Annotated in this window: 20 protein-coding genes; 4 read left to right on the top strand and 16 right to left on the bottom strand. The window is 70.8% G+C overall.

Annotation, left to right across the window (positions count from 1 at the left end; all coding sequences use genetic code 11):
- Window positions 1-56: 56 nt before the first annotated feature.
- From OG933_RS31725 to rsmH, 16 genes are all read right to left on the bottom strand, one after another.
- On the bottom strand, window positions 57-1,343 hold the full coding sequence (locus OG933_RS31725) for a DivIVA domain-containing protein (protein ID WP_362520175.1): 1,287 nt from the start codon (window positions 1,341-1,343) through the stop codon (window positions 57-59).
- Between the two features lie 52 nt (window positions 1,344-1,395).
- On the bottom strand, window positions 1,396-1,680 hold the full coding sequence (locus OG933_RS31720) for a YggT family protein (protein ID WP_020129925.1): 285 nt from the start codon (window positions 1,678-1,680) through the stop codon (window positions 1,396-1,398).
- Window positions 1,681-1,742: 62 nt separating this feature from the next.
- Window positions 1,743-2,384, bottom strand: a complete 642-nt coding sequence (locus tag OG933_RS31715) for a cell division protein SepF (protein ID WP_020129926.1) — start codon at window positions 2,382-2,384, stop codon at window positions 1,743-1,745.
- Window positions 2,385-2,512: 128 nt separating this feature from the next.
- A complete protein-coding gene (locus tag OG933_RS31710; protein ID WP_362520172.1) occupies window positions 2,513-3,232 on the bottom strand; it encodes a YggS family pyridoxal phosphate-dependent enzyme in 720 nt (239 codons plus the stop codon).
- A 6-nt stretch (window positions 3,233-3,238) separates the two neighbouring features.
- The gene (pgeF, locus tag OG933_RS31705; RefSeq protein WP_405630233.1) at window positions 3,239-3,967 is read right to left on the bottom strand and encodes a peptidoglycan editing factor PgeF; all 729 of its coding nucleotides are present in this window, start codon (window positions 3,965-3,967) and stop codon (window positions 3,239-3,241) included.
- Window positions 3,964-5,160, bottom strand: a complete 1,197-nt coding sequence (ftsZ, locus tag OG933_RS31700; protein ID WP_327182546.1) for a cell division protein FtsZ — start codon at window positions 5,158-5,160, stop codon at window positions 3,964-3,966. The genes pgeF and ftsZ overlap by 4 nt, the downstream gene beginning before the upstream one ends.
- A 277-nt stretch (window positions 5,161-5,437) precedes the next feature.
- Window positions 5,438-6,232, bottom strand: a complete 795-nt coding sequence (locus tag OG933_RS31695) for an FtsQ-type POTRA domain-containing protein (protein ID WP_362520165.1) — start codon at window positions 6,230-6,232, stop codon at window positions 5,438-5,440.
- 143 nt (window positions 6,233-6,375) lie between these two features.
- On the bottom strand, window positions 6,376-7,473 hold the full coding sequence (murG, locus tag OG933_RS31690; protein ID WP_028806861.1) for an undecaprenyldiphospho-muramoylpentapeptide beta-N-acetylglucosaminyltransferase: 1,098 nt from the start codon (window positions 7,471-7,473) through the stop codon (window positions 6,376-6,378).
- 6 nt (window positions 7,474-7,479) lie between these two features.
- On the bottom strand, window positions 7,480-8,844 hold the full coding sequence (gene ftsW / locus OG933_RS31685) for a putative lipid II flippase FtsW (RefSeq protein WP_362520162.1): 1,365 nt from the start codon (window positions 8,842-8,844) through the stop codon (window positions 7,480-7,482).
- A 108-nt stretch (window positions 8,845-8,952) separates the two neighbouring features.
- Window positions 8,953-10,380, bottom strand: coding sequence for a UDP-N-acetylmuramoyl-L-alanine--D-glutamate ligase (gene murD / locus OG933_RS31680; protein WP_405630228.1), 1,428 nt, complete (start codon window positions 10,378-10,380; stop codon window positions 8,953-8,955).
- Complete coding sequence (gene mraY, locus OG933_RS31675; RefSeq protein ID WP_020129934.1) at window positions 10,362-11,435, bottom strand: phospho-N-acetylmuramoyl-pentapeptide-transferase; 1,074 nt, start codon at window positions 11,433-11,435, stop codon at window positions 10,362-10,364. The genes murD and mraY overlap by 19 nt, the downstream gene beginning before the upstream one ends.
- A complete protein-coding gene (gene murF / locus OG933_RS31670) occupies window positions 11,432-12,847 on the bottom strand; it encodes a UDP-N-acetylmuramoyl-tripeptide--D-alanyl-D-alanine ligase (protein WP_362520156.1) in 1,416 nt (471 codons plus the stop codon). Before murF ends, mraY begins: the two co-directional genes overlap by 4 nt.
- A 4-nt stretch (window positions 12,848-12,851) precedes the next feature.
- Window positions 12,852-14,528, bottom strand: coding sequence for a UDP-N-acetylmuramoyl-L-alanyl-D-glutamate--2,6-diaminopimelate ligase (locus OG933_RS31665; RefSeq protein ID WP_405630224.1), 1,677 nt, complete (start codon window positions 14,526-14,528; stop codon window positions 12,852-12,854).
- Window positions 14,529-14,598: 70 nt separating this feature from the next.
- On the bottom strand, window positions 14,599-16,566 hold the full coding sequence (locus OG933_RS31660) for a penicillin-binding protein 2 (RefSeq protein WP_362520150.1): 1,968 nt from the start codon (window positions 16,564-16,566) through the stop codon (window positions 14,599-14,601).
- 5 nt (window positions 16,567-16,571) lie between these two features.
- Entirely contained in the window at window positions 16,572-17,117 is a 546-nt protein-coding gene (locus OG933_RS31655) for a septum formation initiator family protein (protein ID WP_405630221.1), read from the bottom strand.
- Between the two features lie 45 nt (window positions 17,118-17,162).
- The gene (gene rsmH / locus OG933_RS31650; RefSeq protein ID WP_362267519.1) at window positions 17,163-18,119 is read right to left on the bottom strand and encodes a 16S rRNA (cytosine(1402)-N(4))-methyltransferase RsmH; all 957 of its coding nucleotides are present in this window, start codon (window positions 18,117-18,119) and stop codon (window positions 17,163-17,165) included.
- A 262-nt stretch (window positions 18,120-18,381) separates the two neighbouring features.
- On the opposite strand from rsmH, the gene OG933_RS31645 reads away from it, so the two are divergent.
- From OG933_RS31645 to OG933_RS31630, 4 genes are all read left to right on the top strand, one after another.
- A complete protein-coding gene (locus tag OG933_RS31645; protein WP_405630218.1) occupies window positions 18,382-18,990 on the top strand; it encodes a beta-class carbonic anhydrase in 609 nt (202 codons plus the stop codon).
- Window positions 18,991-19,260: 270 nt separating this feature from the next.
- Entirely contained in the window at window positions 19,261-20,295 is a 1,035-nt protein-coding gene (locus tag OG933_RS31640) for a MoxR family ATPase (RefSeq protein ID WP_020129941.1), read from the top strand.
- Entirely contained in the window at window positions 20,295-21,668 is a 1,374-nt protein-coding gene (locus OG933_RS31635) for a DUF58 domain-containing protein (protein ID WP_385256033.1), read from the top strand. The genes OG933_RS31640 and OG933_RS31635 overlap by 1 nt, the downstream gene beginning before the upstream one ends.
- Entirely contained in the window at window positions 21,665-24,187 is a 2,523-nt protein-coding gene (locus OG933_RS31630; protein ID WP_362520137.1) for a DUF3488 and transglutaminase-like domain-containing protein, read from the top strand. The genes OG933_RS31635 and OG933_RS31630 overlap by 4 nt, the downstream gene beginning before the upstream one ends.
- Window positions 24,188-24,344 lie beyond the last annotated feature (157 nt).

The raw sequence follows: 24,344 nt of genomic DNA, 5'->3' as shown, positions 1-24,344 counted from the left end.
TGATCCGGGGTCCCGCCCTTTGAACGCTGCCGACGCCTAAGGCGTACTACAGGCCGTCAGTTGTCGTCCTCGTCGATGAGGAAACCACGCATCGGCGAGGGAGCCTGGCCCATCGGCGACGGGCCCTGCGGCCGCACCGGAGCCATCGGCTGGGTCATCGCCGGGGACATCTGCTGCTGCCCGCCGTAGGACGGGGCGGCCGGGCTGGGAGCACCCATGCCCGGGTTGCCGCCGTAGGACGGAGCACCTGCGCCGGCCGGAGCCATGGAAGGCGCCGGGGACGGCGGCAGCGATGCCGTGGCCGGAGTGCGCGGCGGAGCGAGGGAGTCGTCGGCCTGGGTCTCCAGCTGACGCAGCTGGGACTCGAGGTAGGACTTCAGACGCGTGCGGTACTCGCGCTCGAAGCCACGCAGGTCCTCGACCTTGCGCTCCAGCGTGGCGCGGGCGGACTCCAGGGAGCCCATCGCGACGCGGTGCTTCTCCTGCGCGTCCCGCTCCAGGGCGTCGGCCTTGGCACGGGCGTCCCGCTCGAGACCCTCGGCACGCGAACGCGCCTCACCCACGATCTTGTTGGCCTCGGAACGGGCCTCGGCGATCGCCTGGTCGGCGGTCTGCTGGGCCAGCGACAGGACACGAGCGGCGCTGTCGCCACCGGGACCCTGACCGGGGCCGCCCATCGGACCACCCATGGGGCCGCCCATCGGGCCACCCATCTGCTGCTGCATGGGGTTCTGACCCATCGGGCCCTGACCCATCGGACCCTGACCCATGGGGCCCTGGCCCATCTGCTGCTGCATGGGGTTCTGCCCCATCGGACCCTGGCCCATCGGACCCTGACCCTGCGGACCACCCTGACCGCCGTTGGGACCGGCGGGCAGCTGCGGCGCACCGCTCGGCAGCTGGGGCGGGCCACCCATGGGGCCACCCATCTGCTGCTGCGGCGGGCCCGATATGCCGGCGGGCACCGGGGCGCCCGGGCCTCGCATACCCTGCTGCGGCATGCCCTGCGGAGGCATCCCCTGCTGGGGCATGCCCTGCTGCTGCATACCGCCCTGCTGCATACCGCCTTGCTGCATACCGCCCTGCTGCATGCCACCTTGCTGGGGCATGCCACCCTGCGGCTGGTCCTGTTCGGGCGGCTTGCGCATGTTCTGCTGGTTCTGGGCAGCAGCGCGCGTGGCCGCGGCCAGTTTGGCCCGCAGGTCCTCGTTCTCACGAAGCAGGCGGGTCAGTTCGGCTTCGACCTCGTCGAGGAAGGCATCGACCTCGTCCTCGTCATAGCCTTCTCGGAGGCGGACGGTCGTGAACTGCTTGTTCCGCACGTCCTCGGGGGTCAACGGCATCTCTTCACCTCAACGTAGTCTTCGGCATCGGCAAGACGGTAGTTCACATCGCTCACAGCCGACTCACGATGGAGATCAGGATGTAGACGATGATCATCAGTACGAAGAAGGACAGGTCGAGCGCCACGCCCCCGAGACGCAACGGCGGGATGACCCGCCGCAGAAGCTTGAGCGGTGGATCGGTGACAGTGTAGGTGGCCTCCAGAACGACCACCATCGCCTTGCCGGGCTGCCATGAGCGGGCGAACTGGAAGACGTAGTCCATGACCAGCCGGAAGATGAGCACGATGAGGAAGACCATCAGCGCGATGTAGACGACATCCAGGACCACGCTCATGTTCGGTGCTTCCCTCTCCCCTGTTCCGTGCTTCTCTGTACTGCCGTTTCCGGTCGAGCGTCTCAGCTCTGGTTGAAGAACCCGCCCTCTGCGATGCGGGCCTTGTCCTCCGCCGTGACATCGACGTTAGCAGGCGACAACAGGAACACCTTCTGCGTCACCCGCTCGATGCTGCCGTGAAGACCAAACACCAAACCGGCCGCAAAGTCGACAAGTCGCTTTGCGTCTGTGTCATCCATCTCAGTCAGATTCATGATCACCGGGGTGCCCTCACGGAAGTGTTCCCCGATGGTACGGGCCTCGTTGTAGGTCCGGGGGTGAAGCGTGGTGATCCGGTACGGCTCTCGTTCCGACACGACCTTGGGCATGATCACCGGTGCGTTCTTCTCCAGGGACTGACGTTCTTGTGTGATGGATGCCACGGGCGCGATGCGCGCCGGACGCCCGGATTCCGCGCCTAGCGAAGCGGAACGAGCCACCGGCTCACGCGGCGCCGGCGGCTGCACGATTCGCACCTCTTCGTCCCTTTGGGACTGATGCGCACCATGTGACTGGTGGGACGGCTCGTGTCGCCGGTGGTCCCGCTCGGGCTCCGGGTCGAGCTCGGGTTCGAAGTCGTCGTCGGGGTCGAATCCCCGGCCGTCGTACCCATCGTCCTCCACGAGGCCGAGGTAGACCGCCATCTTGCGCATCGCGCCGGCCATTCTCTGAGTCCTCCGCTCTGTGGTGGATCGACTTTCAACTGCCAAGTCCCGCGATCCACGTGGCCCTTGTGTCCGCCCTTCGGCGGTAATGACCATATTTTCTGCTGTGGTCCGACTTCCTGGCGACGTTACCCGAGCCTGGGGCGGACTCCGAGTACCGCAGTGCCGACGCGTACATGTGTCGCTCCGGCCGCCACGGCATCCTCGAGGTCCGCACTCATCCCTGCCGACACCATGTTCGCAGCCGGATGGGCTCGGCGCAGGTCAGTCGACAAATCCATCAACCGCCCGAAGGCCTCGCGTTGGCGCCCGGCGTACTCCCCGGTCAGAGGTGCGACGGTCATCAGTCCGTCAAGTCGCAGCCCCTGCGATCCGGCGACCAGAGCGGCCAACTCCTCGACACCGCCCGGGGCCACACCGCCCCGCTCGCCCCGCTCGCTCGCCCCGGCGTCGAGCGCCACCTGCAGCAGACAGCCCACCTCGCGCCCGGCCCGCACGGCCTCCTTCGACAGGGCCGTCACCAGCCGGGCCCGGTCGACGGACTGCACCACATCCGCGTAACCGACCACGGAGCGCACCTTGTTGGTCTGCAACTGGCCGACGAAGTGCCACCGCAGCGGCAGCCCGGCGCACTCGGCCGCCTTGGGCGCCGCGTCCTGGTCCTTGTTCTCGGCGACATGGCGCACACCGAGTTCCGACAGGAGCCGCACATCGCTCGCCGGGTAGGTCTTGGTGACCACGATCAGGGTCACCTCCTCCCGCGCGCGGCCCGCGGCCGCGCAGGCGGCGGCGATCCGATCCTCCACCTTCGCCAGGTTTGCGGTGAGTTCGTACTTACGGTCCGTCATGCCCCATCAGTCCAACCAGACATATCCCGCGAGTCGCCCCGTGGAGCGGTCGCGGCGATACGAGAAGTGATCGTTCGACTCCCGTGTGCACACCGGCGACCGCTCCCGGTCGTGCACCCCGAGCCGCTCGAGCTGAGCGTGCACCCCGGCGATCACGTCGACGGCGGGAGTGCCCCAGCTCGTCTCGGCGCTCGCCGCCGGCTCGACGGCGGCCACCTCGGCGCGCATCGCCTCCGGCACCTCGTAGCACCGCCCGCACACGGCGGGTCCGGTGCGGGCGACGATCCGGGAGGGGACAGCGCCGAGCGACTCCATCGCGTCGATCGCCGCCGGCACGATCCCCTTGACCATGCCGGGCCGCCCGGCGTGGGCCGCCGCGATCACCCCGGCGACGGGGTCGGCGAGCAGGACGGGCACGCAGTCCGCCGTCAGCACGGCGAGGGCGAGCCCACGGGTCGCGGTCACCAGAGCGTCGACCGGCGGGGTGAGCCCGGTGGTCCACGGTCCGTCGACCTCGGCGACGTCATTGCCGTGCACCTGGTTCATCCAGACGACCAGGCCGGGGTCCAGACCCAGCGACTTGGCGGCCAGTTCACGATTGACGCGTACGGCGTCGGGGTCGTCGCCGACCGCTCCGCCGAGGTTGAGCTCCTCATACGGAGCGGCGCTCACCCCGCCCCACCGGTCGGTGAAGGCGAAGTGCGCGCCGCTCTCGCTCTCGCGCTGTCCTATCACTTCAGGAAGTCCGGCACGTCCAGCTCCTCGGCCGCGCTGTCCGAGTAGGACCGCGACGGCGGCACCGGCGGCGAGACCGGCAGGTCGGCCACCGGCTCGGGCGCCGGCTGCGTCTCCTCCTTGGGCGTCACGCTGCCGAGCGAACCGAAGGACGGCCGGCTCTCGGGCTGCCGCACCGGAGTGGGCTCCTCGCGCCGTGCCGAGGACGAGGACGAGCCCATGACGGTCTCCCGGCGGGCCGGGGGCTGGCCCCCGTCGAAGCCGGCCGCGATGACGGTGACCCGTACCTCGTCGCCGAGGGCGTCGTCGATGACCGCACCGAAGATGATGTTGGCCTCGGGGTGCGCGGCCTCGCTGACCAGCTGGGCGGCCTCGTTGATCTCGAACAGGCCGAGGTCGGAGCCACCGGAGATGGAGAGCAGGACGCCCCGGGCGCCGTCGATCGAGGCCTCCAGGAGCGGCGAGGAGATCGCCATCTCGGCGGCGGCCACCGCGCGGTCGTCGCCACGGGCCGAGCCGATGCCCATGAGGGCCGAACCGGCCTCGGACATGACCGACTTCACGTCGGCGAAGTCGAGGTTGATCAGACCGGGGGTGGTGATCAGGTCGGTGATGCCCTGGACACCGGAGAGCAGGACCTGGTCGGCCGACTTGAAGGCGTCGAGGACCGAGACCTGGCGGTCCGAGATGGAGAGCAGTCGGTCGTTGGGGATGACGATGAGGGTGTCGACCTCTTCGCGGAGTTCGGCGATGCCGTCCTCCGCCTGGTTGGCGCGGCGCCGGCCCTCGAAGGTGAAGGGGCGGGTGACCACGCCGATGGTGAGGGCGCCGAGGTTGCGTGCGATGTTGGCCACGACGGGCGCGCCGCCGGTGCCGGTGCCGCCACCCTCTCCGGCCGTCACGAAGACCATGTCGGCCCCCTTGAGGACCTCCTCGATCTCCTCGCGGTGGTCCTCGGCGGCCTTGCGGCCCACGGCCGGGTTGGCGCCGGCGCCGAGTCCGCGCGTGAGTTCACGGCCGACGTCGAGCTTGACGTCGGCGTCGCTCATCAACAGCGCCTGCGCGTCGGTGTTGATGGCGATGAACTCGACGCCCTTGAGACCGACCTCGATCATCCGGTTGATGGCATTGACACCACCGCCGCCGACACCGATGACTTTGATGACTGCGAGGTAGTTCTGCGGTGCTGCCACGTCGAAGGCCTCTCGCCTCGAGTTACGTGTCGTCGCCTCGCAGGTGATGCGATCCGACGACTGATGCCGAATGGGCCGGTCCGTTTCGCCGACCCGAACCCTAACGCTGAAGTTTAGGGTTACCAGTGTGTCTGTTCCTTGGAGTCTTCTGAACAGGACACTAAGTCGACAAGTGGCGCCCGTTCAACGAACACGCCGAACCTCCCGTTTTTCTTTTCACCCTATGTGATCAGGCGTGTCACTGCCCAACCAGGGTGCTGGCCTGCGCAGACGTGCGTCAACTCCCCGCTGACGCAGGGGCGGTGGGAGCGCTGACATCGAAGTGCCGGGCGTCCGGGGCGGCTTTCATGAGAGCGGTGAGTGTACGGCCCTTCGCCGCGGCCTTCTCGGCACTTCCCCACGCGACCGTGCGGCCGCCGCTCAACTCCAGCGAGATGTCGTCGTAGGAACGGACCTTGACGACCCGGGTGGCCCGCGCGACGCCGGCGGGCAGGGAACCGGCCGCCTTCACCGCCTCCCGCACCAGCCTGGCCTCGCCGAAGCGGCGCAGGCTCGCGGCGGCCGAACGCGAGGAGGAAACGGCCATTTCCAGCATCGGGACGCCTTTAGGAGCCTCGGAAACCGTGGCGAAACGGACGCCTTCGTCGTCCACTTCCACGAACTTCGACCCCTTTTGCACGAGGAGAACCGGCGTACGCTCCGTCACTTTCAGGCCGATTCCGTGGGGCCATGAACGCACCACGTCGACCGAGTGAATTCGGGGCAGTTCCGTACGCAGCCGGGCCTCGATCGCGTCGATGTCGACCGAGACCAACGGCGATCCGACCGGTACGGCGGCGGCTTCGCGCACCTGCGGCGGCGTCAGCACCTGCGTGCCGGACACGGAGACCCGCTCCACCCTCAGCCACTGCGAGCCGTACAGCACCCAGCCGGTGCCCGCACCGAGGAGCACGACGGCCAGCGCGAGAATGATGATCGTACGAAGTCGGCGCGGCCCCAACCACCGGACGAGGGGCGGGCCGGACGACTCCTGCTGGCGTGCACCGCGCTCGGCGGTGGCGGATCCGGCCACGCACACTCCCTTTCCTGGCCCGGTTCACCTCCGGGGCGCCGCAGCCGGTGTCGAGAGCCCGGCCGTGCTCAGCCCTTCGGGCCCTGGCGGGCCCGACCCCTCGACACCGACGCGCCCCTTCGGCTCACTCGCCGACGCGTTTCCTAACGGCGTGCACGACTGGCGGCGATCGCCTCGTACACCATGCCGACGAGCAGCTCGTCGGCGTCCCGGCGGCCGAACTCGCTGGCGGCGCGGGACATCTCGTACAGCCGGTGCGGGTCGGCGAGGACGGGCAGGACGGTCTCCCGGACCCACTCGGGGGTCAGTTCCGCGTCGTCGACCAGCAGTCCGCCGCCCGCCTTGACCACCGGCTGGGCGTTCAGCCGCTGTTCGCCGTTGCCGATGGGCAGCGGGACGTAGGCGGCCGGAAGCCCGACGGCGGAGAGTTCGGCGACGGTCATCGCGCCCGCGCGGCAGAGCATCATGTCGGCGGCGGCGTACGCGAGGTCCATCCGGTCCACGTACGGTACCGGGATGTAGGGGGGCATCCCCGGCATCTGCTGCACCTGCGGCAGTTCGTTCTTCGGGCCGACCGCGTGCAGGATCTGGATACCGGCCTGCTGGAGCCAGGGCGCGACCTGCTGGACGACCTCGTTGAGCCGGCGGGCGCCCTGCGAGCCGCCGGAGACCAGCAGGGTGGGCAGGTTGGGGTCGAGCCCGAACATGTGCCGGGCCTCGGGGCGCATGGCCGCGCGGTCCAGGGTGGCGATGGAGCGGCGCAGCGGGATGCCGATGTAGCGGGCGTCCCGCAGCTTGCTGTCGGGCGTGGAGACCGCGACCCGGGCCGCGTAGCGCGAGCCGATCTTGTTGGCCAGGCCGGGGCGGGCGTTCGCCTCGTGGACGACGATCGGGACGCCGAGCCGCTTGGCGGCCAGATAGCCGGGCAGGGCCACGTAACCGCCGAAGCCGACGACCGCGTCCGCCTTGGTGCGCTCCAGGATCTGCTCGGCGGCCTTGATCGTGCCGCGCAGCCGGCCCGGGACGGTGATCAGTTCGGGGGTGGGCTTGCGCGGCAGCGGGACGGCGGGGATCAGCGCGAGGTCGTAGCCCCGCTGCGGAACGAGCGTGGTCTCCAGACCGCGCTCCGTGCCCAGTGCCGTGATCCCCACAGTGGGGTCCTGCCTGCGCAGGGCGTCCGCGAGGGCGAGCGCGGGCTCGATGTGGCCGGCGGTCCCCCCACCAGCGAGTACGACATGCACCGAAATTCACCGCTCTCCGGACGGACGCGCCGCCGAGGCACGCCGTCGCATCGTGTTCCATCTCCGGGGGCTCCGGTCGAAAGCGGAGCCCCCAGCCCCCCGCTTTCTACCAAAGCGGGGGTGCCGCATCGCAAGCGCCGCCCGCGCACCGGGCTCGTCGCGTGCGAAAGCGATCAGCAGCCCGATGGCGAACATGGTCGGCAGCAGGGCGGAACCCCCGTAGGAGAACAGCGGGAGCGGGACGCCGGCGATCGGCAGCAGGCCGAGCACCGCACCGATGTTGATCACTGCCTGAGCGGTGATCCAGGTGGTCACGCCTCCCGCGGCATACCTCACGAAGGGGTCCTCCGTGCGTCCGGCCACGCGGATACCCGCATAGCCTAGAGCCGCGAACAGGGCGAGTACCGACAGCGTCCCCGCGAGACCCAGTTCCTCGCCGGTGACGGCGAAGATGAAGTCGGTGTGGGCTTCGGGCAGTTGGCCCCATTTCTCCACACTCGCACCGAGCCCCGAGCCAAAGATCCCGCCGGAGGCCAGGGCGTAGATCCCGTGCACGGCCTGCCAGCAGGCGTCGCCGGGGCCCGGGTCGGTCGCGCCGATGCACTGCAGGCGGGCCATCCGGTTCGGGCTGGTCTTGATAAGGATCACACCGAGGGTCGCCGCGATCGACAGCACCCCGACGAAGAGCCGCGTGGGCGCCCCCGCCAGCCACAGGAGCCCGAACAGGATCGCCGTCAGGATGATCGCCGTGCCCATGTCGCCGCCGAGCATGATCAGCCCGAGCAGCATGAACGCGACCGGCACCAGCGGCACCAGCATGTGTTTCCACTGCGCGAGCAGCTTCTTGTCCTGTTTGCGGGCGAGCAGATCGGCGCCCCAGAGCACCAGCGCGAGCTTGCCGAACTCGCTGGGCTGGATCTGGAAGGAGCCGCCGAGCGAGATCCAGTTCTGGTTGCCGTTGACCGACATCCCTATCCCCGGCACCTGCACCAGCGCCATCATGAAGACGGCCCCCGCGAGGATCGGGTAGGCGAGTCCCCGGTGCAGTTTCACCGGCATCCGGGAGGCGACCAGCAGCAGCGCGGCCCCGATGGAGGCGGCCAGGAACTGTTTGCGGAAGAAGAACGATCCCGGCAACGACATCTGGAGCGCGGTGATCTGGGAGGCCGAGTAGACCATGACAAGGCCCAGGACGGTGATCAGCAGGCTGCCGCCGAAGATCAGGTAGTACGCGGTCAGCGGCCGGTCCCAGGCCTTCTGCGCACGCGTGTGGAGCCGCCGTACGGGGTTGTCGCGGAGCGGGCGGGTGGCTGTCGCGGGTCTGCGGACGGTCCGCTGGACAGGCGGACGCCCGGTACGGCTACCGGGCATCCGCTGCTCCTCGGTGCGCGGCGCAGCCGCTGTACCCGGCTGCCGCGCCGTACGTCGGCCGTGACGGTCCCACGCGTCCCTCCCAAGGTCGCCCGGCAGGCGGCCGGGTCAGGTTCCGAGTTCGCCAACCGCCTGGGCGAACATGTCACCGCGCTGGTTGTAGTTGACGAACATGTCCATGGAGGCGCAGGCCGGGGCGAGGAGCACCGTGTCGCCTTCGACGGCGAGGCGCCGAGCCTCCTGGACAGCCGCGAGCATCGCCCCAGTGTCCGTCCGTTCGAGGTCGACGACGGGTACTTTCGGGGCGTGTCGCGCCAGGGCTTCACGGATCAGGGCGCGATCGGCGCCGATGAGCACCGCCGCGCGAAGCCGCTTCGCCGACTTGGCGACCAGCTCGTCGAAGGTGGCGCCCTTCGCCAGTCCGCCCGCGATCCAGACGATCGACTCGTAGGCCGCCAACGAGGCTTCCGCCGCGTGCGTGTTGGTCGCCTTGGAGTCGTCGATGTACGCGACGCCGTCCACGTCCGCCACGTGGGCGATGCGGTGGGCGTCCGGCGTGAAGGCCCGCAGGCCGTCCCGTACGGCCTTGGCGGGCACCCCGAAGGCGCGCGCGAGGGCCGCCGCGGCAAGGGCGTTGGCGATGTTGTGCGGGGCTGGCGGGCGGACGTCGGAGACCTCGGCGAGTTCCTGGGCGTTCTGCTGCCGGTTCTCGACGAAGGCGCGGTCGACCAGGATGCCGTCCACGACGCCGAGTTGGGACGGCGCGGGGGCGCCGAGGGTGAAGCCGACCGCCCGGCAGCCCTCCTCGACGTCCGCCTCCCGTACCAGGTCCTCGGTGGCCTTGTCGGCGACGTTGTAGACGCAGGCGACCTGATTGCCCTCGTAGACACGGCCCTTGTCCTTGGCGTACGCCTCCATGGAGCCGTGCCAGTCGAGGTGGTCGGGGGCGAGGTTCAGGACGGTGGCCGAGTGGGCGCGCAGCGAGGGCGCCCAGTGCAGCTGGTAGCTGGAGAGCTCCACGGCGAGGACGTCGTACGGCTCCTCGCCGAGGACGGCGTCCAGCAGGGAGACACCGATGTTGCCGACGGCCGCCGTGCGCAGGCCGGCCGCCTTCAGGATGGACGCCAGCATCTGGGTGGTGGTCGTCTTGCCGTTGGTGCCGGTGACGCACAGCCAGGGGGCGGCCTTGCGGCCGTCCAGTTCCCTGAGCCGCCAGGCGAGTTCGACGTCGCCCCAGACCGGTACCCCGGCCTCGTGGGCCGCCGTGAACAGCGGCTTGTCGGGCTTCCAGCCGGGTGCGGTGACGATGAGTTCGGTGCCCTCGGGCAGGGTCGCCCCGTCACCGAGGCGCACGGTGACGCCCAGCGCCTCCAGCTCGGCGGCCTGCTCACGCGCGCGTGCGTCGTCTCCGTCGTTGACGACGGTGACCTTCGCGCCGAGCCCGTGCAGCACCTTGGCCGCCGGGATGCCGGAGACGCCGAGCCCGGCGACGGTGACGTTCTTCCCCTGCCAGTCGGTCACTTGTCCGCTGCCCATCCCGCGTAGAAGATGCCCAGTCCGACGATCACACAGATGCCCTGGATGATCCAGAAACGGACCACCACCAGGACTTCGGACCAGCCCTTGAGTTCGAAGTGGTGCTGAAGCGGCGCCATCCGGAAGACCCGCTTGCCGGTGAGCTTGAAGGAGCCGACCTGGATGACGACCGACATCGTGATCAGCACGAACAGGCCGCCCAGGAGGGCGATCAGCAGCTCGGTGCGGGAGCAGATCGCGAGGCCCGCGAGCACACCGCCGAGCGCCAGCGAACCGGTGTCGCCCATGAAGATCTTGGCGGGCGAGGTGTTCCACCACAGGAAGCCGAGGCAGGCGCCCATCAGTGCGGACGCGATGACCGCGAGGTCCAGCGGATCGCGTACCTCGTAACAGGCGCTGGGGTTGGTCAGGGTCTCGCCGTTGGCGCAGGACTCCTGGAACTGCCAGACACCGATGAAGGTGTAGGCGCCGAAGACGAGGACGGAGGCGCCGGTGGCGAGGCCGTCCAGACCGTCCGTCAGGTTCACGCCGTTGGACATCGCGAGGATCATGAACAGCGCCCAGACGACGAACAGCACCGGGCCGATCGTCCAGCCGAAGTCCGTGATGAACGACAGCTTCGTGGAGGCCGGGGTGTTGCCGCGCGAGTCGGAGAACTGCAGCGAGAGCACCGCGAAGGCGATACCGACGATCAGCTGGCCGGCCATCTTCGCCTTGGCCCGCAGACCCAGCGAACGCCGCTTGACGATCTTGATGTAGTCGTCGAGGAAGCCGACCAGACCCATGCCCGTCATCAGGCCGAGCACCAGCAGACCCGAGTAGGTCGGGGGCTTGCCGGTGATCACCTTGGACAGGAAGTACGCGGCGATCGTCGCGAAGATGAAGGCGATGCCGCCCATCGTCGGCGTACCGCGCTTGCTGGCGTGCTCGCGCGGGCCGTCGTCGCGGATGTACTGGCCGTAGCCCTTGCGCGCCAGCAGCTTGATCAGCAGCGGCGTACCGACCAGCGTCAGGAAGAGGCCGATCACACCCGCGAACAGGATCTGATTCATCATCGGGCGGCGACCTCACCCTCGGTGCCGGTCGCGAGCAACGCCTGCGCGACGCTCTCGAGGCCGACCGAACGGGACGCCTTCACGAGTACGACGTCCCCCGGGCGCAACTCGCTGCGCAACAGGTCGACCGCCGCCTGTGCGTCGGACACGTGCACCGACTCCTCACCCCACGAACCCTCGTTATATGCGCCCAGTTGCAGCCAGGCGGCTTCCCTGCCCCCGACCGCGACGAGCTTGCCGACATTGAGCCGGACGGCGAGCCGTCCGACCGCGTCGTGCTCGGCGAGCGCCTCGTCCCCGAGCTCGGCCATCTTGCCGAGCACCGCCCACGTCCGGCCCCCCTTGCCCATGGCCGCGAGCGCGCGCAGAGCGGCTCGCATGGACTCGGGGTTCGCGTTGTAGGCGTCGTTGACGATCGTCACGCCGTCCGGGCGCTCGGTGACCTCCATCCGCCAGCGGGAGAGGGAGCCCGCCTCGGAGAGCGCGGTGGCGATCTCTTCCGCGGACATGCCCAGCTCATGGGCGACGGCGGCCGCTGCGAGCGCGTTCGACACGTGGTGCTCACCGTACAGGCGCATGGTCACGTCGCTGCACCCGGAGGGTGTGTGAAGGCTGAACGAGGGCTGTCCGCTGTCCGTGAGTCGCACGTTCTCGGCCCGTACGTCCGCTTCGCCGGACTCTCCGAAAAAGACCACCTTCGCCTTCGTACGGGAGGCCATGGCCCGTACCAACGGGTCGTCGGCGTTGAGGATCGCGGCGCCGCCCTCACCGGCCGGCGGCAGGCTCTCGACGAGCTCGCCCTTTGCCTGTGCGATCTGTTCGCGACCGCCGAACTCGCCGATGTGCGCGGTGCCGACGTTGAGGACGAGGCCGATCTTCGGGGGCGTCAGATCGGCGAGGTAGCGGATGTGACCGATCCCGCGGGCGCCCATCTCGAGCACGAGGAACTTCGTCTCCTCGGTCGCGGACAGGGCGGTCAGCGGCAGCCCGATCTCGTTGTTGAGCGATCCCGGTGTGAAGACGGTGGGCGCCTTGCGCCGCAGGACCTGTGCGATGAGGTCCTTGGTGCTGGTCTTGCCGGCCGAGCCGGTGAGCGCGACGAGGGTCGCGCCGAGTTTCCGCACGACGTGCCGGGCGAGGGCGCCCAGCGCCGTCTGGACGTCGTCCACGACGATCGCGGGGACGCCGACGGGGCGCGAGGCCAGTACGGCCGCCGCGCCCGCCTCGACGACCTGGGCCGCGTAGTCGTGGCCGTCCGCGCGTTCGCCGACGAAGGCGACGAAGAGGCTGCCGGGCACCACCTCACGGGAGTCCCGGACGACCGGTCCGGTGACTTCCGCGGACGGATCCGGTATGTCGTGGGTCTGCCCGCCGACGACTGCTGCGATCTCGGCGAGGGAGAGGGCGATCACAAGTTCATCCCTGGGTCTGCTGGATAGCTTCGCGAAGCACCTGGCGGTCGTCGAACGGACGGACCACCCCGGCGATGTCCTGGCCCTGCTCGTGGCCCTTGCCCGCGACCAGCACGGTGTCCCCGGCGTGCGCGCGGCCGACGACCGCGGCGATCGCGGCGGCCCGGTCCTCGAACAGCAGGACCTCACCGCGCTCGTGCGCGGGCACGGACGCCGCGCCCTGGAGCATCGTCGCGAGGATCGCGAGGGGGTCCTCGGAGCGGGGGTTGTCGGAGGTCAGTACGGCGGTGTCGGCGAGCCGGGCCACCGCGGCGCCCATCGGGACGCGCTTGGTGCGGTCCCGGTCGCCGCCGCAGCCGAGGACGACGTGCAGCCGGCCCTTGGTGACCTTGCGCAGGGCCTTCAGGACCGACTCGACGGCGTCCGTCTTGTGGGCGTAGTCGACGACCGCGAGGTAGGGCTGCCCGGCGTCCACACGCTCCAGCCGGCCCGGCACGCCCGGTACCGCGGCGACACCGTCGGCGGCGGTCCGCGGGTCGATGCCGGCGACGGCGAGGGCGACGATCGCGGCGAGGGTGTTCGCCACGTTGAAGGAACCCGGCAGCGGCGCCCTGGCGGCGACCCGCACCCCGTCCGGGCCGAGGACGGTGAACGTCGAGTCCAGCGGACCGATCTCGACGTCGACCGCGCGCCAGTCGGCGTCCGGGTCGCCCTCGGCCGAGAAGCTGACGACCGGGACCTCCGCCTCCCGGATCAGCCGACGGCCGTACTCGTCGTCGAAGTTGACCACGCCGAGTTTGCTGCGTTTCCGGGTGAACAGCTGCGCCTTGGCCTGGAAGTAGTCCTCCATGCCGGAGTGGAACTCCATGTGCTCCGGGCTGAGGTTGTTGAAGACGGCGACGTCGAAGACACAGCCGTCGACCCGGCCGAGGACCAGGGCGTGGCTGGAAACCTCCATGGCGACCGCCTCGACACCGCGCTCGCGCATGACCGCGAACAGCGCCTGCAGGTCGGTGGCTTCGGGGGTGGTGCGCTCGGACTTGATCCGCTCGTCGCCGATGCGCGTCTCGACGGTGCCGATCAGTCCGGTCGACCTGACCGGCTTGAGGCCGCCCTCCATGAGGTACGCGGTGGTGGTCTTGCCGGAGGTGCCGGTGATGCCGATCTGGAGCAGGTCGCGGCCCGGGTCTCCGTAGATCGTGGCCGCCAGTGCGCCCATCCGTCCGCGCGGATCGTCGACCACCAGGACCGGCAGGCCGATCGCGGCGGCGCGTTCCGCGCCGGTGGGGTCGGTCAGGACGGCGACCGCGCCCAGGCCCGCGGCCTGGGTGACGAAGTCGGCGCCGTGCAGGCGGGCGCCCGGCAGAGCGGCGTACAGGTCGCCGGGGCGGACCGCGCGCGAGTCGTGGGTGATGCCCGTGACCTCGACGGCGGCGCTTCCCGGCTGCTCGGCACCCAGCTGATCGGCCAGCTCCGCGAGGGGTGTTGCGGAGACCTGGGCCGGTCGCGGCGGTCCCGGATATGTCACGGAAGCGCCCTTCTGGGGGTTTTGGGACTGATCAGCGTGTGGCACGGCGGTGAGCGTACCGGGCGTACCCGCCTGCGGGCGAAGCGAGGGCGGGGCCGCGGACGGTGATGCGGGCGGCGCGGGGGTCCCGGGGTCGGGAGTGATCATGGTCACGGGCTGGTTCCTGGCTTGCTCGGCGCTGAACAGTGACGGGCGGGGGTCGGAGGCGGGCGGTGCGGGACGGTCAGGGAGTGAAGGAGACCGGGAGGCTCGCGGCCTTGGCGCCGGTCGGTGGGATCTGGAGGGTCTTCAGGGCGAACTCCATGACCTTTTTGAAGACGGGACCGCAGATCTGGCCGCCGAAGTAGCTGCCCTTGGTGGCGTTCTGGATGGCGCAGTACACGGTGACCCGGGGGTTGTCGGCGGGCGCGAACCCGGCGAACGAGGAGGTGTACCCCTTGTAGGTGCCGGTGGCCGGATCTACCCGGTTGGCGGTACCGGTCTTGCCCGCGACGCGGTAGCCGGGGATCCGCGCCTTGGCGCCCGTGCCCTCCTCGTCGTCCACGACCGACTCCAGCATCTGGGCGAGGGTCTTCGCCGTCTTCTGGCTGACGACCCGGGTCTTCGCGGGCGCCTCGGCGGGGGTGAAGCGTCCGTCCGGGCCCTTGGTGCCGCGCACCAGGGTGGGCTCCACACGGACTCCGCCGTTGGCGATCGTCGAGTACACCGAGGCCGCCTGGAGCGCGTTGAGCGACATGCCCTGGCCGAAGGGGATCGTGTACTGCTGCGAGGTCGACCACTTGCCGGGCTGGGCCAGGATGCCCTTCGTCTCGCCGGGGAAGCCGAGTCCGGTCTGGCTGCCGATGCCGAACTTGCGCAGGTACGAGTAGAGCACCTGGTTGGCCTGGGCCTGCGTCCTGCCGAGCTGGCCGGTGGCCAGGATGGTGCCGATGTTGCTGGACTTGGCGAGCACGCCGTTGAGCGTGAGGTACCAGGTGGCGTGGTCGATGTCGTCCTGGAAGAGCCGGTCGCCGCGGTGCAGCCGGTTGGGCACGGTGACATGCGTCAGCGGTGTGGCGGCGTTCTCCTCCAGCACGGCGGCCATCGACATGACCTTGGCCGTGGAGCCGGGTTCGTAGGCGTCCTGGACGGAGGCGTTGCCCATGTCCGCGGCCTTGGCCTGCGAGAGGTCGCCCGGGTCGAAGCCGGGCGAGTTGGCCATGGCGAGGATCTCGCCGGTGCGGTTGTCCTGGACGATGACGTAGCCGCGGTCCGCGCGGGACTCCTCCACCTGCTCGGTGATGGCGTTCTGCGCGGCCCACTGGATGTCGCGGTCGATCGTCAGCTCGACGTCGGAGCCGGGCACCGCGGGGGTCTCGGTGGAGCCCACGGTGGGCACCTGGCGACCGCCGGACTGGGCGTAGCGGATCTTGCCGTCCTTGCCGGTCAGGGTCGCGTTCAGCTGCTGCTCGACACCGCCGCCGCCCTTGCCGTCGGCGTTGACCCAGCCCAGTATCCCGGCGGCGAGGTTCCCGTTGGGGTACACGCGCTTGCTGCTGGGAACGGAGAAGACGCCGGCGAGGACGTTGACGGTGGACTTGTCCGTCTCCGCCTTGGTGGACAGGGCGGACCTCAGGTCCTTGATCTGCTTCCAGACCTGCGGGGTCTGCCGGCCGGCCAGCTTGACGTAACGCAGGCTCGCGTCCTTCGGCCGCAGCTTCTTGACGAGCGCGGACTGCTCCTGGCCGAGGATCGGCGCCAGGAGGGCGGCCGCCTGCTCGGGGGCGTCGTCGACCTTCAGCTGCGCGCGCGTGAACATCGTGGGGTCGGCCGTGATGTCGTAGGCGTCCACGCTGGTCGCGAAGGCCACCCCGGCGCGGTCGGTGATCTCGCCCCGCTCGGCGGCCAGCACCTGGCCGACGTACCGGTTCTGCTCGGCCTTGGCGGCATAGGTGCTCGCGTCGACGGCCTGCACCTGGAGCAGACGGACGACGAAGGCGATCAGCACCAGGGCCAGCGCGAGGCCGACCATCCGCAGACGCGGGCGGGGGCTGCCGAGCCGGATGGCACGCTGCGCCGCGGGGCGCGGAGCGGGTGCGGTCGGGCGGCGGGCGGGACGGGCGCCGGGGCCCGGCCGCCGCTGGGCGGACACGGGGCGGGAGGGCCGGGCGGGGCCGGGCACGCGCCGGCGCGGCGGTTCCCTGTCGGACACTTCCGTCACCTGCCGGGGGTCTCGGGGATGGCTTCGGTCGGGGCGGCGCTCGGGGCCGGGGGCTCGGTCGGCTCGGAACGGGTGCTCGGCGGGGATGTCGCCGGGGACGGCGGCGCCTCGATCGTCTGGGAGAGCAGGAGGGCCTCCGGCGGCCGTACCGCGGCGGGAGCCTCCTGCACGGACTGCTGGGCGGCGGGCGAGGGGACGCCCTTCACGGTGCCGTCGGGGTTCAGGAAGGCCGGGTCTCCGCCGGGGACCATGCCGAGTTCGCGCGCGCGGCGCTGGAGGGCGTCGGGGGCGGAGTAGGAGTCGATGTCCCGCTGGAGCGCCTGCTCCTCGTCGGTGAGGCTCTTGGTGTCCTTCTGGAGATCGTCCATCTTGAACGAGCCCTCGCTGAGCGCGGAGTTCAGCACGAGCAGTCCGATGAGACCGCCGCCCAGGAGAAGGACGACGAGGAGGACGAACGGGGTGCGGGCCGCCTGCCGCGGGCCGGCCGGGAAGAGCCGCGCGAGCCGGGCGGCCCTCCCCTTCAGTTCGGGTTTCCTACTCACTCGGCCTCCCCCGGGTCGGAATTCCGAACCCTCGGCTCACGCCCGTCATTCGATGGACTCCCTGATTCGCTCGGCCCCGCGCAGGCGCGCCGGGGTGGCACGCCGGTTCTCGGCGATCTCTTCCTCGGTGGGAAGTTCGGCACCGCGGGTGAGCAGCTTGAGCCGGGGCTGGTAGCGCTCGGGGACGACCGGCAGCCCGGGTGGCGCGGTGTTGGCGGCACCGGCCGCGAACACCTGCTTCACGAGCCGGTCTTCGAGCGATTGGTACGACAGGACGGCGATCCGCCCGCCCACGTCGATCGCCTCCACCGCCGCCGGGATCGCCCGCTCCAGGACGGAGAGTTCGCCGTTGACCTCGATGCGCAGCGCCTGGAAGGTGCGCTTGGCGGGGTTGCCGCCGGTGCGCTTGGCGGCCTGGGGAAGGGCGTTGCGGATCAGCTCCACGAGCCGCGCGCTGTTGGTGAACGGCTCCTTGTCGCGCTCGCGCACCACAGCGGAGACGATCCGCTTGGCCTGCTTCTCCTCGCCGTACGCCCGCAGGATCCGCACCAGTTCACCGGGCGGGTACGTGTTGAGGACCTCGGCCGCGCTGACGCCGGTCGTCTGGTCCATCCGCATGTCGAGCGGGGCGTCCTGGGCGTAGGCGAAGCCGCGGTCGGCCTCGTCGAGTTGCATGGAGGAGACGCCGAGGTCGAACAGGACGCCCTGCACGCGCGCGATGCCGAGCCGGTCCAGTACGTCGGGCAGTTCGTCGTAGACGGCGTGCACGAGGGTGGCGCGGTCGCCGAACGGGGCGAGGCGCTCACCGGACAGGCGCAGCGCCTCCTTGTCGCGGTCGAGGGCGACGAGCCGGACCTCGGGGAACTGCGTCAGCAGGGCCTCGCTGTGGCCGCCGAGGCCGAGCGTGCAGTCGACCACCACCGATCCCGGCCGCTGGAGGGCGGGGGCCAACAGGTCCAGGCACCGCTGGAGCATCACCGGGACGTGTCGACTGTGACTCAAGGGGCCCTCTCAGATCCGGCGGGTGTACGCATCGCCGGGTCCCCGCCCCCTGAGGAAGGGAAGGCCTGCCGGCGCCGCGGGGAGATCTCCGGCGGCCGGGCCGGGGTCTCACGGGGTTCAGTCCAGCAGGGAGATCGTCGCCTCCCGCTTCGCGTCACTTTAGTCCACGGTGTCTCGCGGTCAATCAACCGGCCTGCGCGGCGCGGCCCGACGGGATCCCCCTCCCCGCCTCCTCTGTGGCTTACCTCACAAAGAGCACGTGATGACACTCTTTTTCCGTTCTCACAGCAGGCCCAGAACGCACGTGACCAGTACCGTCATCGGTATGACGACTTCTGCATCGGTTCCCGCACGGCCCGAAGGCGCCATATCCGACGACACCGTCACCGACCGCCTCGTCGAGGCGAACGAGCGGTACGCGGCCGCCTTCTCCGACCCCGGCATGGACGCCCGCCCCGTTCTGCATGTCGCGGTCGTGGCCTGTATGGACGCCCGCCTCGACCTACACGCGGCGCTCGGCCTCGAGCTCGGCGACTGCCACACGATCCGCAACGCCGGCGGCGTGGTCACCGACGACGTGATCCGCTCGCTCACCATCAGCCAGCGCAAGCTGGGCACGCGCAGCGTCGTCCTCATCCACCACACCGGCTGCGGCCTCGAGGCGATCACCGAGGACTTCCGCAGCGAGCTGGAGATGGAGGTCGGCCAGCGTCCGGCCTGGGCGGTGGAGGCCTTCAGGGACGTCGACCAGGATGTACGGCAGTCGATGCAGCGGGTGCGCACCTCCCCGTTCCTGCTGCACACCGACGACGTGCGCGGCTTCGTGTTCGACGTGAAGACGGGCCTGCTGCGCGAGATCGACCCCGCGTAAGCGCGCCCGCGACCCTGTGCGACCGTTCACGGACGCCGTCGTTCGCTGTCGTTTCGCTGTTGATTTCCGCACCTCGGACGCCCAAATAGTCATAACACCGACATAACGCGGACAGTTGTCCACAGGCGAGTGACACGAATCGGTAACGGCAGCAAGAATGCGGGTGTGACGTCACGCTGAGCAGTTCGTGCACGGCGTCCGTGATTCGGGGTGGGCCGGTTTGCCGCACAGAGCGTCGGCCCGGAGAAAGTTTGGGCCGAGGAGGGCCGGGTGACGACCTATGACGAGCGAGCGAGCCTCACAGATCTGACCGCCACTGTGGAGCGTGTCCGCAGTTCGGTGGAGGGAGTGATCGAGGGCAAGCCCGAGGTCGTACGGCTTTCGCTGACCGTGCTCCTCGCCGAGGGGCATCTGCTGATCGAGGACGTGCCGGGCGTCGGCAAGACGATGCTGGCCAAGGCGCTGGCGAAGTCCATCGACTGCTCGGTCCGCCGTATCCAGTTCACGCCCGACCTGCTGCCCTCGGACATCACCGGGGTGTCCATCTGGGACCAGCAGCGCCGGGAATTCGAGTTCAAGCCGGGCGCGATCTTCTCGCAGATCGTGATCGGCGACGAGATCAACCGCGCCTCGCCCAAGACGCAGTCGGCGCTCCTGGAGTCGCTGGAGGAGCGCCAGGTCACCATCGACGGGACGACGTACGAGCTGCCCAGTCCCTTCATGGTGGTGGCCACCCAGAACCCGGTCGAGATGGAGGGCACCTACCCGCTGCCCGAGGCCCAGCGCGACCGTTTCATGGCCCGTGTCTCCATCGGCTACCCGAGCCCGGAGGCCGAGCTCCAGATGCTCGACGTCCACGGCGGGGTCAGCCCGCTGGACGACCTGCAGCCGGTCGCGCACGCCCACGAGATCGTGAAGCTGATCGACGCCGTCCGCGGTGTCCACGTCGCCGACTCGGTCCGCCGTTACGCGGTCGACCTGGTCTCCGCCACGCGCACCCATCCGGACCTCAGACTCGGCGCCTCCCCGCGCGCGACGCTGCACCTGGTGCGCGCGGCCAAGGCGACCGCCGCCCTCAGCGGCCGGGACTACGCGCTCCCGGACGACGTGCAGAACCTCGCCGTGGCCGTCCTGGCCCACCGTCTGCTGCCCACCGCGCAGGCGCAGCTGAACCGCCGCACGGCGGAGCAGGTCGTCGAGGAGATCATCCAGCGCACCTCGGTGCCCGCGGGCCCCCAGCAGCACGGTTACGGACTCGGCCACGGCACACAGGCGTACGGCCAGCAGCAGTCGCGGAGGCTGTGATGACCGCCGGGGGCACCGGGCAGCCGTCCACGGGCCACGGGGAGAAGGGCGAGAAGGGCGGCGCACGCACGGCCCTGGCCGGTCTGACCACCCGCGGCCGCTCCTTCCTCGCCGCCGGCATCGCGGCCGCCATCTGCGCCTATGTGCTCGGACAGCCCGACCTGCTGCGGGTCGGGTTGCTGCTGGCCGCGCTGCCGCTGATCTGCGCGGCCGTCGTCTACCGCACCCGCTACCGGGTCGCCGGCAGCCGTCGGCTCTCTCCCGCGCGGGTGCCCGCCGGCAGCGAGGCACGGGTCCACCTGCGGATGGACAACGTCTCGCGGCTGCCCACCGGCCTGCTGATGCTCCAGGACCGGGTGCCGTACGTGCTCGGTCCGCGTCCCCGGTTCGTCCTGGACCGGGTCGAGGCGGGCGGCCGCCGCGAGGTGTCCTACCGGGTCCGCTCCGACCTGCGCGGCCGCTACCCGCTGGGCCCGCTGCAACTGCGCCTGAGCGATCCCTTCGGCATGTGCGAACTCACCAGGGCCTTCTCCACCTACGACACGCTGACCGTGATCCCGCGCGTGGAGCCACTCCCCCCGGTCCGCCTGAGCGGCGAGGCCAAGGGGTACGGCGACGGACGGCTGCGCGCGCTGGCGCTGGCCGGCGAGGACGACGTGATCCCGCGCGGCTACCGCTACGGCGACGACCTGCGCCGGGTGCACTGGCGTCTGACCGCCCGCTACGGCGAGCTGATGGTGCGCCGCGAGGAGCAGCCGCAACGCTCACGCTGCACGGTGCTGCTGGACACCCGGGGCCTCTCCTACCAGGGCGCGGGCCCGGACTCCGCCTTCGAATGGGCGGTCTCGGGCGCCGCGTCCGTGCTGGTGCACATGCTGGAGCGGGGCTTCTCGGTGCGGCTGCTGACGGACACGGGCAACTCGGTGCCCGGTGAGGGCTCCGACGGGTTCGCCGGCGCGAGCCAGGAGTCGGCGGACGCTGCCGGGCTGATGATGGACACCCTGGCGGTGGTCGACCACTCCGACGGCACGGGCCTGTCCCGGGCCTACGACGTGCTGCGCGGCGGCAACGAGGGACTGCTGGTGGCCTTCCTCGGCGATCTCGACGAGGAGCAGGCGGCGGTGGCCGCGAAGATGCGCCAGCGCAGCGGAGGCGCGGTCGCCTTCCTGCTGGACGGCGACAGCTGGGCGCGTGAACCGAACGGCGCTTCCGATCCGATGAACAGGCAGGAGGAGCGGCTGCGGATGCTGCGCGAGGCGGGCTGGACGGCCCTCAGCGTGCCGCGGGGCGCTCCGCTGAACGAGCTGTGGCGCCAGGCGGACCGCGAGCGGGCGGGCGTGATGACGACGAGCGGCGGGGAGGGATGGTCATGAGCGGGCGGGCCCGACTGACGCTGTGCTCGGCGGCGGCGACGCTGATGGCCTCGTGCGCCCTGCTGCCCCTTGTCACCCCGGCGACCTGGCTCCTCCAGGCGGCGTTCCTGCTGGCCATCCAGTCCGGGGTGGGCGCGGCGACCCGGCGGGTGCCGCTGGCCCGGCCGCTGACCGTGGCCGCCCAGACCCTGGTCACGCTGGTCCTGCTGACCCTGCTCTTCGCCCGGGAGCACGCCCTCGCCGGCCTGATCCCCGGCCCGGAGGCCTTCCGCCATTTCGGTGACCTGCTCCAGACGGGCACCGACGACGTGGGGCGGTACGCGATCCCGGCCCCGCTGTCCGACGGCATCCGGCTGATGGTGATCGGCGGGGTGCTGGTGATCGGCCTGGCGGTGGACACCCTCGCGGTGACCTACCGCAACGCCGCCCCGGCCGGCCTGCCGCTGCTGGCGCTGTACTCGGTCGCCGCGGGCCTGTCCGACGGGGTGACCGACTGGCTGTGGTTCCTGGTCGCCGCGGCCGGCTATCTGATGCTGCTGCTCGCCGAGGGCCGGGAACGGCTCTCGCAGTGGGGCCGGGTCTTCGGCGGGGCACCGCGCGGTCCGGGCGCACAGTCCGGCCCGGTGGCCCCGGTGCGCACCGGCCGCCGCATCGGCATGGCCGCGCTGGGTGTCGCCCTCGTGGTGCCGCTCCTGCCGCTGCCGGCGATACAGGGCGGCCTGCTGGACGGGGCGGGCACCGGCGTCGGCGCGGGCAACGGCAGCGGGGGCACGATCTCCGCGGTCAACCCGCTGGTGTCGCTGCGCGACAGCCTGAACGTGGACGAGGACCGCACGGTCCTGACCCTGCGGACCACCACCAGCAACATCTCGGACATGTACCTGCGGATCGTGTCGCTGGACGACTTCGACGGCACGACGTGGAAGCCGGCGAAGCGTCACATCATCGCCGTACCGGACGAGTTCCCCTCACCCACCGGTCTGGGTCAGGACGTCAAGCGCACGGAGGTCACGACCCGGATCGCGGCCGCCGCCGGTTACGGCCAGGACTGGCTGCCGATGCCGTACCCGCCGAGCAGCGTGCAGATCAAGGGCAACTGGCGGTACGAGCCGGTCGGCATGACCCTGGTCGGCGACCACGGCCAGAAGACCAGCGGCAAGACGTACCAGGTGACGAGCCTCGATGTGCAGCCGACGGCGGAGCAGCTGGCCTCGGCGCCCGAGGCGCCCGGCTCCGTGAAGAGCACCTACACCAAGGTCCCGGACTCCCTGCCCGCGGTGGTGGCGCGGCAGGCCCGGGAGATCACCAAGGGCGCCACCAGCGACTACGAGAAGGCGGTCGCGCTCCAGGACTACTTCGCGGTGACGGGCGGCTTCGAGTACGACACCGAGGTCGAGGTCGGCAGCGGCCCCAACGCGATCGCCCGCTTCCTGAAGGACAAGCAGGGCTTCTGCGTCCACTTCTCGTTCGCGATGGCGGCGATGGCCCGCACGCTGGGCATACCGGCGCGGGTCGCGGTGGGATTCGCGCCGGGTTCCCCGCAGGCGGACGGTTCGTTGGCGGTGGGCCTGAAGGACGCGCACGCCTGGCCGGAGCTGTACTTCGAGGGCGTCGGCTGGACCCGTTTCGAGCCGACCCCGACCCGGGGCACGACGCCCACGTACACGCTGCCGGACAGTTCGGGCGAGGCCGTTCCCGACCTGCCGCAGGCCTCCCGTTCGGCGGACGCGGCGCCCTCGACCGAGCCGTCGGCGAGCACCAGCTGCTCGGCCCAGGACAAGAAGATCGAGGGCTGCGCCGCCGCGCTGCCGCTGGACCCGACGGAGCAGGACGGCGGCGGTACCCCCTGGTACGAGGTCGCCGGCTGGACACTGCTGGGGGCGGCGGGGCTCGCCCTGCCGCTGCTGCCGATGCTGTGGCGGCTGAGACGACGTGCGGTGCGGCTGGCGTCCGCCCAGCACTCCGCCTCCTCGCCCGCCGGGGCACCTCCGGGCGGGCGCAAGGACGGCCGTGCGGGCGGGGACGGCCGGCAGCCGGGCGACCCCGGTCCGGCGGTGCTGCTGGACGTGCCGCCGCAGGAGGCCGGCGAGGCGGCCGTCGAGCATGTGCTGGCGGTGTGGCGCGAGCTCACCGACTCGGCCTGGGACTACGGCATCGAGCCGGACGACGCGCTGACCCCGCGGCGAGCGGCCGCGCGGATCGTCCGGATCGGGGAGCTGGACGAGACGGTGGGCCGTTCGGTGCACCGGGTCGCCGGCGCCGTGGAGCAGGTGCTGTTCGCTCCGGAGCCCAGGGCCGAGGGCGGCCTGGCCGACGAGGTGCGCAAGGTGCGGGGGGCCCTGCGCGAGCGGGTCGGCTGGACCACGCGCGTGCGTGCCGTCGTGGCACCGCGTTCGGCCATCCGCGCGGTCTGGGACCTCAACGACCGCTGGACGGCACTCAAGGCGTCCTGGGCAGCCCGTCTGGCGACTCTCGTGCGCCGTCCGTCCGGGCCGCAGAGCCAGGAGCAGAGCGGCTGAGAAAGGGCCGAGCCGGCGTCCGGGTGGGCCCGAGCTCGGCCCGAGCCCCGCGCAAGCCAGGCCCGAGTCCGTGCCGAGCCCGTGCCGAGCACCGGCCGGTCCGTGCCGAGCACCGGCCGGTCCGTGCCGAGCACCGGCCACGCAGGGGTCCGCAGGG

Source organism: Streptomyces sp. NBC_00016, from assembly GCF_045040885.1.
Taxonomy (GTDB): Bacteria; Actinomycetota; Actinomycetes; order Streptomycetales; family Streptomycetaceae; genus Streptomyces; species Streptomyces coriariae.
The sequence above is the reverse complement of the archived record's forward strand: the minus strand, read 5'-3'. Positions and strand labels throughout refer to the sequence as shown.

Coding starts and splice junctions, on each gene's coding strand:
- OG933_RS31635 (WP_385256033.1), top strand. CDS start 20,295: ATGACCGCCGGGGGCACCGGGCAGCCGTCCACGGGCCACGGGGAGAAG.
- OG933_RS31710 (WP_362520172.1), bottom strand. CDS start 3,232: ATGACGGACCGTAAGTACGAACTCACCGCAAACCTGGCGAAGGTGGAG.
- murD (WP_405630228.1), bottom strand. CDS start 10,380: ATGGGCAGCGGACAAGTGACCGACTGGCAGGGGAAGAACGTCACCGTC.
- OG933_RS31645 (WP_405630218.1), top strand. CDS start 18,382: ATGACACTCTTTTTCCGTTCTCACAGCAGGCCCAGAACGCACGTGACC.
- OG933_RS31715 (WP_020129926.1), bottom strand. CDS start 2,384: ATGGCCGGCGCGATGCGCAAGATGGCGGTCTACCTCGGCCTCGTGGAG.
- ftsW (WP_362520162.1), bottom strand. CDS start 8,844: ATGCCCGGTAGCCGTACCGGGCGTCCGCCTGTCCAGCGGACCGTCCGC.
- OG933_RS31725 (WP_362520175.1), bottom strand. CDS start 1,343: ATGCCGTTGACCCCCGAGGACGTGCGGAACAAGCAGTTCACGACCGTC.
- mraY (WP_020129934.1), bottom strand. CDS start 11,435: ATGATGAATCAGATCCTGTTCGCGGGTGTGATCGGCCTCTTCCTGACG.
- OG933_RS31630 (WP_362520137.1), top strand. CDS start 21,665: ATGAGCGGGCGGGCCCGACTGACGCTGTGCTCGGCGGCGGCGACGCTG.
- OG933_RS31720 (WP_020129925.1), bottom strand. CDS start 1,680: ATGAGCGTGGTCCTGGATGTCGTCTACATCGCGCTGATGGTCTTCCTC.